This is a genomic window from Rhodococcus sp. MALMAid1271 (genome assembly GCF_049195265.1).
Lineage (GTDB): Bacteria > Actinomycetota > Actinomycetes > Mycobacteriales > Mycobacteriaceae > Rhodococcoides.
The window spans coordinates 1-12,054 of the sequence record NZ_JBMIRQ010000087.1 but is presented as its reverse complement, the minus strand read 5'-3'; the positions used below and the strand labels follow the sequence as shown (position 1 = coordinate 12,054).

Genomic DNA, 12,054 nt, shown 5'->3' with positions numbered 1-12,054 from the left:
TCGTGGCCCCCATCAAGATCGGTGCGCTGGCAGCGCATTTCGGCCGAGACGTCGACCGGGCCGTGCTGAAGATCACCACGATCATCTCCAGCGCGGCTCGGGAGGGCATCGACCTGTTGGTGTTGCCCGACGCATCCCTCGGGGGTTACATCAACAGTCTCAGCGATCCTGACCCGGCGGAACTACCGCCTGCTCTCGATCCGGACGGTCCGGAACTGGGTGCCATCATTGCGGCAGCCGGTGATATGACGATCTGTATCGGCTACACCGAGTTGTCGAAAGGATTGCGGTACAACGCTGCTGCCTGCCTGACCGGCGACGGGATCCTGGGCAGTCACCGTAAGGTGCATCAACCGCTCGGCGAGTCGCTCGCCTACGCCGCCGGAGATCGCTTCGAGGCCTTCGACACTCCGGTCGGGCGGATGGGCATGCTGATCGACTACGACAAGACGTTTCCCGAATCGGCGCGAGCACTGGCGCTCGATGGTGCGAGAATCATTGCGGCGCTGTCGGCATGGCCGGCGAGCGTCACCGATCGCGCGTCCTCGCTGCCCAATGATCGGCAGTCCCGACTGTTCGATCTGTACGACGCCGCCCGAGCCGCCGAGAATCAGGTGGTGCTGGTGTCGTCCAATCAGACCGGGGTGATGGGATCTCTGCGGTTTCTGGGGCAGGCGAAGATCGTCGGGCCCGGCGGTGACGTCCTGGCGAAGACCTGGTCGAAAGGTGGCCTGGCCGTGCACGACATCGACGTCGACGCCGAGGTGGACCGTGCCAGGCGGGGTCTGCATCACCTCGCCGAACGCCGCGTGGATGCCTACCCGAACCTGTTGCAGGAGAAGCCGGATCAGTGAAGATCGCCTTGCTCACGTACTCCTCCAAGCCACGCGGCGGAGTGGTGCACACCCTGGCGTTGGCCGAGGCACTGGCGCGCTCCGAGCAGGACGTCGCGGTGTGGTCTCTCGGCCGAGGCGGTGACAGCGCGTTCTTCCGTCCGGTGGACCCGGCCGTGGACGTGCGCATGGTGGCGTTCGAGCACCGCGATGGTGAGAGCGTAGGCGAACGGATCCTACGATCGATCGCAGTGCTGCGACATGCCTTCACACCGGACGAGTACGACATCGTTCATGCCCAGGACTGCATCTCGGCCAATGCCGTGGGCCGATGCGTCAGAACCATCCATCACCTCGACGAGTTCACCACCCCCGAGCTGGCGGCGTGCCACGAGCGGGCGATCACGGTGCCGTATGCGCGCATCTGCGTCTCGGCAGCGGTGGCGAACGATGTTCGGCGCGGATGGGGTGTGGAGCCCACGGTGATCCCCAACGGGGTCGACGCCGAACGATTCGCGGCGGCCGCGCGATCGGGACGCTCCCACTGGAGCGCCCAGCTCGGTCGCTACGTGGTGGCGGTGGGCGGGATCGAGCCACGCAAGGGCAGCCTCGATCTGCTCGACGCATTCGCTCGGGTGCGGTCGGACGCAGGCACCGGGGAGCTGCAGTTGGTGTTCGCGGGCGGCGAGACGCTGTTCGACTATCGCGAGTACCGAGCGGAGTTCGACCGTCGTGCAAGGGAATTGGGAGTCGAACCGGTGATACTCGGTACCGTCGACGACGACGAGTTGCCGCACCTCGTCGCCCAGGCCGCAGTGTTGCCGTTCTTCTCCACGAAGGAGGGCTTCGGACTTGCCGCCATGGAGGCGCTCGCTGCGTCGACCCCCGTGGTCGCCCGAGATCTGCCGGTACTGCGAGAAGTATTCGCAGACAGTGTCACGTACGCATCATCGGTGGAGTCGATGGCGATCGAGATCGAACGTGCGTTGGTCGAGCCACCCGATCCGACACCGGGGTTGTTGCTGGCGCACAGTCTCACCTGGGACGAGGCCGCGCGCAGACACGTGGACTTCTACTCCTCGCTTCGTTGACTTCCGCGCTTGTTTCGACGCAAGGCATGCGGCTTGAGCTTGTGGAAACCCTTGACCCGCAGTGAACGAATCGATTTGAGATAGAACTCGGAGTCGTGGCGCAGTTCCTCGGTCAACACGGTATCGACGAGTGTCGTCCCTGGATTGGCCGAACTGGTAAGGCGTGCAGCGATATTGACCACCGATCCGTACAGGTCGCCGTATCGGGCCAGGACCGGCCCCCACGCCAGCCCGACGCGCAGGTCTGGCATGTCCTCTTGTTCGGCGAAGGCGTCCTGCAGGTCGAGAGCGATGTGAGCGGCGTCCTCGGGAGTCTGCGCGCTGAACATCACCTCGTCGCCGACGTTCTTGATCACCGAACCCCGTCCACGGGCGATGATGTTGGTGGCCAGGGACTCGAATTCCTCGAGCAGCGTCGTCAGCTCGCCGATGTCGAGTCGACGGGTCAGGCTGGTGTAGCCGACCATGTCTGCGAAACCGACAGCCATGGTGGGGCTGTCGGCGGTGTCGTCGGGAGCGGCGATGGAGCGCCCGGCGGCCGCGGCCAGATGCCTGCGCCAGGTATAGGCCTGGAGGGCTTCGAGGGTGGGTACCGTCTCGGCTGCGATGTCTCGGGCGTTGCGCCGGATCGCGGCGATGTCGTTCTTGTCCTCGTCGCTGTTGGTGATGCGCTCGAGGATGTGAGAGTTCACAACGCCCACTTGCCATTCCGCGAGCCTGGACATCGACTGTCCGAGCGTGCGGGCGATCGCGACCTCCATTTCGGGCTTGATGACCTTCTGCTCGGAAAGACCGGTGATCAGCTCGAGCGCCTCGAGATCGGCGTCGGTGTACACCACGGCCTCGGTATCGGTGTGGATCGGAAAGCCCATGCCGATCCACAGGGCGATGACGCGCTCGAGGGGCAGTCCCGACTTCTCGACGATGTCGGCGCGGTTGTACTTCGGTGTGCCGCCCAGGAGATTGTGTTCGATCTCCGCTTGCACCACCGAGTTGATCTGATTCTCAGGCATATCCCAACGTTCTGTCGAAATAGGAACGGACATCGTCGACGTAGGCGTCGATCTTGTCGGGTATCCAATCCGTGGTGGGAATGGGCTCGCCGACGGTGACCTTGACGGTACCGGAATGGACGGTGAAATCCTTTTTCCACATCACGTCCCCTGCATTGTGGATGACGATGGGAACGATCGGTACACCTGCCTGCATTGCCAGGTGGAAGCCGCCCTTCTTGAACCGGCCCAGACGCGAGGTCGGCATTCGCGTTCCCTCGGGCGCGATGGCCACGGAAATGCCACTGTGCAACTTCTCGATGGCGGGCAGCATCGCCTCTCGCGCTTGTGAGGGATCACCACGATCGACGTATGCGACGTCGAACATCCTGCCCAGCAGCGCGAACCGCGGATCGCGTTCGAGTTCGCGTTTGGCCACGGCCGTGATGTCGCGGCGAAGGATCGATGTGACGATGATGGAGTCCGCGGTGCTCTGGTGATTGAACATGAATACTGCGGGCCGAGCCGACCACGCATTCTCCGTGCCGGTGACGTCGAGCTTGACACCGGCGATGGTCAAAGCGATGTCCGGTGCGATGGTGCTGGTGATGTTCGCGCCGGTGCGGCGGCTCCGCGTCAGAATTCCGAGCCCGAGGCCGATCGATGCGCTGGCCAGTACCGAACCCAGAGCGGCCGAGCTCCGGACGGCGGAGGTGAGATCGGTACCGCGTTTCGGCTTGTCCAACGTCAGCGACGGCCAGTTCTTCTTCGCCGCGTAGCGCTGCAGTTCCGGATCGGGGTTGAGGGCGACGGGTCGACCGACGGCCTCGAGCAGCGGCACGTCCTCACCGCCGTTGGAGTATGCGAAGCAACCCGCCAACTCGATGCCCTCCCGCTCGGCGTAGTCGATCGCCGCCTGCGCTTTGCGTGGACCCCACAGTGATTCGCCGACCAGATCGCCGGTGAGAATTCCGTCGGTGACGACGGGGGTGGTGCACAGCAGTTCTTCGAACATCATGTCTTGCTGCACCGGGATGGCCTGGTACGGCGTGGCCGAGGTGGCCATCACCAATCGATGACCCGCGTGCCGGTGAGCTTCGACGAGCGCGCGGGCCTGTGGGTAGATCATCGGGGCGATTTCGTTGCGGAACAGGGTGTATGCCTGCTCCATCAGGTCTGCTTCTCGGCGGCCTTCGAGGCCGCGGACGGCTTTGCCCATCAGGTTGTCGACGGGTGAGTTACGCATGCGCATCTCGACGACGGCGCTCGAGATCTCCCACAGTTCCTTGACGGTGACGTCGAGCGTTTTGAGGCGTTCGAGAAACACTGCGCGGGCCGAGAACCCATTGATCAGCGTGCCGTCGAGATCGAAGAATGCGACGGTGTCTCGGCCGGGTGGTGCTGCGGCGATCGCGATCAGCCGATCGTCGAACTGAGTCATGAATTGGTCTCCTCGGTAGCCTGGAGGGGTTCGACTTCATTCAGCATGCGATGGGCCATGTCGCGAATGATGCGGACTTTGCGGGCCCATTCGTCGATCTCGAGTGCGAACTCCCTGCGGCGGCGGGCGATACCGTCGGAGGTGGAATCGATGAGATCGCGATTATCGGCCAATTGCAGTGCCGTATCGAACAATTCGCCGGAGATGGCCTCGCTGTGATCGAGTTGTTGGCGAAGCCTCCTGGCCTGTGCGGCACCGAGGCACTCGGCGATGAACTTCGGTTTGTCGAATTCGGAGCTCTGAGGCAGCAGCATCAGCTGATCGGCCACCACCTGATACGCCTCGAAGATCGGCTGTAGTACTCGGTGCGCGAGATGGAGATCCTGCGACTGGAGTTGCTGCGCAGCATAATCGGGATCGCTTATCTTGGCTCGCCAGTCCGGATCGATCAGATCGACCTCGGATTCGAGTCGTTCGCCGAAGTCCTTCTTGTCGCCGAAGAAGAATTCGAACTTGAGCAGATCGCGTAGCTGCAATGCCGACTGCCACAGCGTGTCCTGTGTCAGGGGGGCCGAATCGCCGGCTGTCGGCAGCACCACCAGTTCCCCGATGGCGCGCATGACGAAGAAGTGAATAGCGTTGTTGCGGAAGAACGCTGCTACCAGGTGCTTGTCCTGGGCCAGATGGAACAGCGGCTCGGGGCCGTCGTCGAATCGTTTGACGACGTTGGCGTTGACCTGAGCGATGACGGCCGAGCGCACCACATCGAGGTCGGAGACGTCGACGCCTCCTGCGGTGGGCAGATTTCGACGCTTGATGTAGCGGGCGAGTGGGGCGATGATGGCCCACATCTCGTTGACGTTGAGGGCGCGGTCCTCGATACCCAACAGTGCCATGGTGACCAGCGCGGCCGGAGTGACCGGGGTCGCGTCGTTGATCGCGTGGGACACACCCAACGCGATCTTCTGCACGGCCACTCGTTTGTCGGTGTTCTCGGCGACGATCGAGGCCACCGACATCGGCTCGCCGAAATTGAGATACACGTTGCCGCGCAACGTTCCCTGCGCGCGGATGTATCCGATGGCCATCCGGATTCCCTCGGCCTGTTTCTTCGCGCCGTGTGATTCCTCGGCCATCGCGCCGACCTCGTGCAGACGGTCGTAGGTGATGGACGTCGGAACCAGATAGACGTCCTCGGCGTCGCTCGACTCGAGGGCGTCGACCAAATAGGTCAGCAGGCCGAACCTGGGCGGGCGGAGCTTTCCGGTACGACTGCGGCCACCCTCGATGTACCACTCGAGGTTGAACCGTTTGCTCAGCAGAAAGCTCATGTACTGCCGCAGCGTCCACTTGTAGATCGCGTCGGAGAACTTGCGTTGAATGAGTACGACGCCACTGCGTTTGGCGATGGGACCCAACGGCCAGAAGCCGACATTGATGCCGCCCATGACGTGATTGAGTGGCAGACCCTCGGCCAACAGGGCAGGACGTAGCACCAGCGGATCGAGATAGGAACGGTGATTGGGCAGAAACACCAACGGATAGTTCTTGTTCAGATCGCGGACCTTCTGCAACTGAGCCCGATCGACGTCGACTTTGTAGGCCCGGGAGAAGTACGCGCCGAGCGTTCCCCACATCTCCACTGCCCGGCGGGTCTCGGTGGCCACCATCTCGCCGAGGATCTCGTTGACGCGTGTGTCGACCGCGTCCCGGTCCTGGCCCACTTCGTCCGCGAGTGCGGTGATGCCGTCGTGGAACTTCTTCTGCTCCGTCATGTCCTCGACGACGAATCGCGGAATCTTGTACTCCGAGCCGATGACGCCTCGCTCGGCCTTGTCCAGTGCCAGACTGGCCTGACGCAGGATGAACGACGACAACGAGGTGCCACCGCCGCGCTCGAACCGTTCCTTCAGATCGCTGAGGGTTGCCGGTTCGCCGACCAGAACCGCGGAATGATCGGGATCGTCGCCGGCTACCCAACGCTGCCACACCTGCGTGGGCTTGGAACGACCTCGGGGCGCGAAGATGCGGTGCAGGATGCCGCTCTTGCGGTCGGACAATGTGACGCGCAGAGGGATCAGCAGGGGATCGTCGGCGTACCCGCGGACACTGTCCGACAGTGAGGTTCTCGCCTCACCGGTGAGCACCACCGAGGGCGGGCGCGGTTGCCCTTCGGGTGTGGTGGCGTCGATCCACTGATTCAGTGCCTGAACCTCGAGGGTGGATGTGGCGTCGAGTAGATATACGTGCGACCCGTCGCTCAGTGATTGCTCGTTCGCGTCGAGGTGGTACATCGAGGCTCCTGTTCCGTACCTCCACAACAAGGCACGTCGCCAGGCTACGCGGGAGATACCGGCCGCGAGGGTGGTTCGGCGAGGTGGCCCGGAGGCGAAATCTTCGGTGCTGTTGCGGACGGCTACTCGCGGGTACTCGGGAGTCGATGTCACGTCGAGTGGACTCGTAGGGCGCTCGGGAAGGCTGTCGTATACAGTCGATTTCATCGGTCGTATCGCCCACCAAATCTAAGTGTGAATCCAAGTAACAGTTACTTTTGGTTACATTTACTTGGCCGACGTGGAATCTCGCAAAGCCTCGCTCGGTGAATCCGAGAACCGTGCATCGGTCGAGTCGCGCCTTCCCACCGCTGAACCGGGTCGACGCAGGCGATTTCCGCCGCTCCATTCCCGGAGGATCGCTTCTCTCCTCGGGGCCGTTCGCCGCCTCTGCACGCCGGCACCGATTCTGTCGTGACCCGGGCAATGACATTGCCTGCCCATCTGTGCGAGAGTATTCGCAAACACTTTCGAGAAAGGCCGGTTTTCGATGCCACCTCGTGGGCGCGCCGCGCACGATTCGTTGACGCCCGAGAATCTGGCGACACTCGCCGCGGCTCTCGCCGATGGCCGCCGGGCCACTGTGTATCTCCGCGAACCGAACCCCAGCCTCGGCCTACCAGAAGGAACGTCGGCGAAGGTGGTGTCGATCGACGGCACGACGGTCACCATCAGTCCGAAGGGTGTCAATGACGAATTGCCCTACGAGGCCGAGGAACTGCGGATCACGCGCAACGCGGCAACCCCTGCCGCGCCGGCCAAGAGGGTGCCCGCCAAGAAAGTGGCGGCCGTGTCGACGCCACCGCAATCAACGCGCACCGCGGCGTCCGTGACGGCGCAACCGAAGGCTGTCTCGGCGGACAGCCGGGCCGTACCGGTGGAGGACAAGCCGCGTGCAGCGGCACGAAAGACTGCCCCCGGAGCGAGCACGGCCGTGCAGACGCCACCGCAGACTCCCCGCCGCGAGACTGCGCGTCGAGCCAAGAAGGCTCCGAGCGGAGTCAGTGTCACCATTCATGCCGGGCCCGACAACGATTGGTCGGTCACCGTCACCCACGGCGCGAAGCGGCCAACCAAGGCGCAGCCGGTCAGCCCCGAGTCGGTCAGCCGCGCCGTCCGCGAGTTGGGCGATCCCACCGCTCGGGATGCCGTCGAAGCCGTCATCTCGCACGCGCGCGAGGAGGCAGCGGTCCGCGTTGCAGAACTGAGCAGGCAACTGGAAGAAGCGCGCACCACGCTTGCCGCGCTCGAGCAGGACGTATGAGCTACTCGCTCGTATAAGTACACCTGTTGTTGCTACTGTTCTGCCGACACCGCTGAGAGGGAGTACATGTTCAAGAAATTCATGCTCGTCGTCGTGGGGGCGGCTGCAGTCGTAGCCAGCGTCGGCGTGGGGACCGCATCCGCGGCCGCTCCAGCTGCTCTCGGCGGCGGCTCGGGGATCATCGTCGGAGGTCAGGCCGAGTGCACGCTGACGACGATCGGTAACGATCGCAGTGGAAATCTCGTCGGCTTCACCGCCGGCCACTGTGGGCGCGCAGGCGATTCCATCGTTCCCGAGTACGACACCTCCCTCGGCGAGGTCGGCCGAATCGCGTTCTCCAACCCGGAGTACGACTACGCGGTCATCGAATTCCAGCGTGACAAGGTCGCACCGATCAACCGCGTCGGCAATGTGACCATCTCTCAGGTCGGCCCGCCCACCGGGTTCCCGAACATCGTCTGCAAGGAAGGCCGCACCACGGGCAACACCTGCGGCCTCGCGTACGGCGACATCCTGCAGTCACAGGAGACGTGGGCTCAGCTGTGCGTCGTAGAAGGCGACTCGGGCAGCCCGGTCGTCGTCGGCAACACGCTCGTGGGAATGGTCAACGCCTACCTCGGTGTGGCGTGCTTCGGCCCCGAGGTCGGCACCAACTTCGACGCGATCCTTCGCAATGTCGATCAGGGCAACGGACTCGGCGCAGGATTCGTCCCCGCCCCCTGATCGTTCGGCTTCGGCCGTCACTCGACCGACATGCCCCGCTCGGTGCAGTATGCACATCGAGCGGGGCATTCGTCGTTTCGAAGTGGCCCGGGTCGGTCAGAGGGCCCGAGTAGGAGAGTCGGAGGCTCGGATGTCTGCCACGATGCGTTCGGCCTCGTCCGGGGCGATGCCCAGCAACACCAGACTCGATGTCGTTGTGGCACCGGCCGGATCGGTGAGTAATGCGGCATTGGTGGCGTCGAGAATCGACAGGGCGATGGCCTCGATGTTGAGGATGAGCACGTCCGCGTTCTGATACGACGAGAACACACCCTCGCGCTGGCCGCGCCGGATGACAGCGGCTGCCGACTCTCGCATCGGTGCGAGAAGATCGTGAATACCGTTGTGACCCAGATCTGTTCGCGCAACCGCAAGGAGTAGGCGGTACTGATCGCCGACGCGGGTCAGGGCCAGCGTCTGCCGCACGAACACCGTCACCGCCGATTCGTCCGCAGCCGGAACGCGGGCGAGGGCCGCCGAGATGCGTTCCACTGCTTCCAACGCGATACCGTCGATCAACGCCTCCCGCGATGCGAAGTGGGCGTACACCGTTCGCCGGACCACCCCTGCCGCGGCAGCAACGTCGTTGATGGTTGCATCCGGATTGTCTGCCAAGACCCTTTGTGCCACATCGAGAATTCTCGCTCGGTTCGACCGAGCGTCGCGTCGTTGCACGGGCGGCGCTGCGGCATCCCGTGTACTCGACCTGGACTCCGTCGTCTTGCGCACGATTCAACATCTAGCACGATCGCGGACGCAGAGTGTGGTTGCCGCCACAAAAGATTGCGGATCTTAGACGATCATTCTTAAGCTGCACAGCACTGTGCAAGGTGTGTCGCACCGTGCCAATGGGGGGGAACACAATGACGTTACTTGCGATGACGCCTGTCGAAGATATGCGCAGGCCGTATCCGCGACGCTGGTCGGCGCTGGTAGTGCTGTGCCTGAGCCTGCTGATCGTGGTGATGGCCAATACCTCGCTGCTGGTTGCAGCCCCGTCGATGACACTCGACCTGCGCCTGTCCAGTAGCGACCTGCAGTGGGTGATCGACGGTTACACCGTCCCGTACGCATCGCTGATGCTGCTGTGTGGCGTGATCGGCGACCGCTACAGCCGCCGCGGGGCGCTGATCCTCGGCTTGATCGTCTTCGTGGCGGGGTCGATCGCGGGGGCACTCACCGAGGCCACGGTCGGCGTCATCCTGGCGCGCATCGTCATGGGTGTGGCCGCCGCCATCGTCATGCCCGCGACCTTGTCGCTGTTGGTCGCCACGTTCCCGAAGCGGGAACGCGCCACCGCTGTCACCGTGTGGGCTGCCACCTCCGGACTTGCGATCGCCGCCGGTCCGCTCCTCGCCGGCTGGCTCCTCGAGAGCTTCAGTTGGCACTCGACATTCTTGATCAACGTGCCGATTGCATTGTCGGCCGTTGTCGGAGCCGTCGTTCTGGTTCCGCCGTCGCGGGCCGTCGCTCCGGGACCGATCGATTGGATCGGCGGATTGTTGTCGGTGCTGGCCGTGTCGACCATCGTCTACGCCATCATCGAGGGGATGCACTTCGGCTGGACCGTCGGGCCGTTGTATTTCGGTCTCGTCGGACTGCTGTCGGTTCTGGGATTCGTCGGATGGGAACTGCGACATCCCAATCCGCTGCTCGACGTACGAAGGTTTTCCTCCCGCATCCTCAGTGGTGCGACCCTCGCGGTGCTGGTGTTCTTTCTCGTCACGTTCGGCGCTATCTACTTCGTCGCCCAGTATCTTCAATTCGCTCTCGGCTACGGGCCGGTGTCGACGGGCGTGCATCTGCTGCCGCTGGCCGGAGCGGTGTTCGTCGGATCCGGAATCACGATGTGGCTCACACCCAAGCTCGGACCACGCGTCACGGTGACGGCGGGGATGATCGTGGGGACGCTGTCGGTCGTCTCGCTCATCGGGATCGACCCGTCGGCAACATACAACGACTTCCTGCCCGCATTGAGCATGCTCGGCCTGGCAATCGGACTGTCCGTCTCGCCCTGTACCGATGCCATCATGGGCGAGTTTCCGGACAGCAAGCTCGGCGTGGGTGGCGGCCTCAACGACACCGCTCTCGAGCTCGGCGGATCTCTGGGCATCGCGGTACTCGGGTCGGTGCTGGCAGCGTCGTATCGCCACGGGATCGACGGATTTCTGCAGACCTTCCCCGGTAAGCAGCCGAACGGCCAGTACACCGGACAAGCCGCGGAAGGGCTTGCTGCTTCGCAGGATTCGCTCGCAGGCGCAGTGATCGTGTCCGACATCATTCGTGAACAGAACGCCTTCCTCAGCGGGTTCGCCGACAACCTGGAAGCCAACGCTGTCGCTGCGTTCGGGACTGCGGTGGCGCACACCTCGGTGGTGGCGGCGGTGGTGTTCGGAGTCGGCGCCGTGATCGTGGCAGTCTTGATCCCGTCGAAGAAGCGGGCATCGGCGACGAGCTCTGCGACCATCCCGTTCGAGCCGATCGTGCCTTTCGTTGCTCCCGCCAAGGACACCGCATCGAACCGAGAAGTGGCAAACCGGGAGGTGGCAGAACTCGAGCAGCTACTGGAAAGACCGTCGGCAGCGAAGACCACGATGCCCGACAAGCCCGAGAAGTCGACGAAACCCGTGACTTCGAGGCGCACCGTGGCCGCGCCGGGCCTGGTGGACGCAGAACTCGAGCGTCCCAGCATCTATCAGCTGGCCTCGAAGGTCTACGATCTCGACGCCTCGGTTGCCCGATTGGCCGCGATGGACTCCACGCCCGGCGATCGGGTAACCATTCACCAGCTCGCGCTGTCGAACCTGGCACGTACCCGACGCATCGAGGCAGAGGAAGCCCTTGACGCCGCGCTCGAACTCAGCGATCTCCCGGCGGCCCCGGCACCGAAGGCCGCTCCACCCGCTGCGCCGCTGCAGACGTTTTACCAGCGGGCGAGCGCCCTGCACGCGAACTGCACCGAATTGAAGGAGCGATCGAGCTCGATGTGGGCAATGCCGCTGTAGTTCCGGCCCCACCCGCCCGCGACCGGACCGCCCGCCCCACTCGCGTGAATGGACCACTGCACCGTCGAGACGTATGCAATGGTCTATTCACCTTCCGCCGGTATCCGAGTGGATGGACCACTGCACTGCCCAGACGTATTCAGTGGTCCATTCACGCGGAAAGCGGGGGGCGGGGGCGGGGGCAGGGCTAGATGTAATGAGCAGGGACGTTGTGGACGGCGTGGCAGCGACAGATAGGTGAGGACCTCCGGTATCGGTGTGGTTACCACAACTGCACCGACAACCGAGAGGTCCTCGTGTCACACGCTAATGCCTTGCTCACCCCGAAGGGGC

Annotated in this window: 9 protein-coding genes; 5 read left to right on the top strand and 4 right to left on the bottom strand. The window is 63.8% G+C overall.

What is annotated here, in order from left to right; genetic code table 11:
* Nucleotides 1-2: 2 nt before the first annotated feature.
* A complete protein-coding gene (locus ACOQFP_RS12840) occupies nucleotides 3-854 on the top strand; it encodes a carbon-nitrogen hydrolase family protein (protein WP_421584533.1) in 852 nt (283 codons plus the stop codon).
* Nucleotides 851-1,924: an MSMEG_0565 family glycosyltransferase gene (locus ACOQFP_RS12835; protein ID WP_421584532.1), complete on the top strand. Its 1,074-nt coding sequence runs from the start codon at nucleotides 851-853 to the stop codon at nucleotides 1,922-1,924. Before ACOQFP_RS12840 ends, ACOQFP_RS12835 begins: the two co-directional genes overlap by 4 nt.
* On the opposite strand, the gene ACOQFP_RS12830 is transcribed toward ACOQFP_RS12835, so the two are convergent.
* Genes ACOQFP_RS12830 through ACOQFP_RS12820 form a run of 3 tightly spaced genes read right to left on the bottom strand, consistent with a single transcriptional unit; the run spans nucleotide 1,906 to nucleotide 6,858 of the window.
* Complete coding sequence (locus ACOQFP_RS12830) at nucleotides 1,906-2,937, bottom strand: adenylate/guanylate cyclase domain-containing protein (protein ID WP_206487505.1); 1,032 nt, start codon at nucleotides 2,935-2,937, stop codon at nucleotides 1,906-1,908. The genes ACOQFP_RS12835 and ACOQFP_RS12830 overlap by 19 nt on opposite strands.
* Nucleotides 2,930-4,357, bottom strand: a complete 1,428-nt coding sequence (locus tag ACOQFP_RS12825; RefSeq protein WP_421584531.1) for an HAD-IB family hydrolase — start codon at nucleotides 4,355-4,357, stop codon at nucleotides 2,930-2,932. Before ACOQFP_RS12825 ends, ACOQFP_RS12830 begins: the two co-directional genes overlap by 8 nt.
* Nucleotides 4,354-6,858 carry a glycerol-3-phosphate 1-O-acyltransferase gene (locus tag ACOQFP_RS12820; RefSeq protein WP_421584530.1) on the bottom strand — a complete coding sequence of 835 codons (2,505 nt, stop codon included), beginning with the start codon at nucleotides 6,856-6,858 and terminating at the stop codon, nucleotides 4,354-4,356. The genes ACOQFP_RS12825 and ACOQFP_RS12820 overlap by 4 nt, the downstream gene beginning before the upstream one ends.
* Before the next feature lie 322 nt (nucleotides 6,859-7,180).
* Between ACOQFP_RS12820 and ACOQFP_RS12815 the strand changes: the two genes are divergently transcribed.
* Both ACOQFP_RS12815 and ACOQFP_RS12810 read left to right on the top strand, forming a co-directional pair.
* Nucleotides 7,181-7,954 carry a DUF6319 family protein gene (locus ACOQFP_RS12815; RefSeq protein WP_421584529.1) on the top strand — a complete coding sequence of 258 codons (774 nt, stop codon included), beginning with the start codon at nucleotides 7,181-7,183 and terminating at the stop codon, nucleotides 7,952-7,954.
* Nucleotides 7,955-8,020: 66 nt separating this feature from the next.
* A complete protein-coding gene (locus tag ACOQFP_RS12810) occupies nucleotides 8,021-8,677 on the top strand; it encodes a serine protease (protein WP_206487511.1) in 657 nt (218 codons plus the stop codon).
* A 96-nt stretch (nucleotides 8,678-8,773) separates the two neighbouring features.
* Here the strand turns inward: ACOQFP_RS12810 and ACOQFP_RS12805 are convergent, their stop codons facing one another.
* Entirely contained in the window at nucleotides 8,774-9,346 is a 573-nt protein-coding gene (locus tag ACOQFP_RS12805) for a TetR/AcrR family transcriptional regulator (protein WP_206487513.1), read from the bottom strand.
* 233 nt (nucleotides 9,347-9,579) lie between these two features.
* Between ACOQFP_RS12805 and ACOQFP_RS12800 the strand changes: the two genes are divergently transcribed.
* A complete protein-coding gene (locus tag ACOQFP_RS12800; RefSeq protein ID WP_421584528.1) occupies nucleotides 9,580-11,721 on the top strand; it encodes an MFS transporter in 2,142 nt (713 codons plus the stop codon).
* Nucleotides 11,722-12,054 lie beyond the last annotated feature (333 nt).

Coding starts and splice junctions, on each gene's coding strand:
- ACOQFP_RS12830 (WP_206487505.1), bottom strand. CDS start 2,937: ATGCCTGAGAATCAGATCAACTCGGTGGTGCAAGCGGAGATCGAACAC.
- ACOQFP_RS12825 (WP_421584531.1), bottom strand. CDS start 4,357: ATGACTCAGTTCGACGATCGGCTGATCGCGATCGCCGCAGCACCACCC.
- ACOQFP_RS12820 (WP_421584530.1), bottom strand. CDS start 6,858: ATGAAATCGACTGTATACGACAGCCTTCCCGAGCGCCCTACGAGTCCA.
- ACOQFP_RS12815 (WP_421584529.1), top strand. CDS start 7,181: ATGCCACCTCGTGGGCGCGCCGCGCACGATTCGTTGACGCCCGAGAAT.
- ACOQFP_RS12810 (WP_206487511.1), top strand. CDS start 8,021: ATGTTCAAGAAATTCATGCTCGTCGTCGTGGGGGCGGCTGCAGTCGTA.
- ACOQFP_RS12800 (WP_421584528.1), top strand. CDS start 9,580: ATGACGTTACTTGCGATGACGCCTGTCGAAGATATGCGCAGGCCGTAT.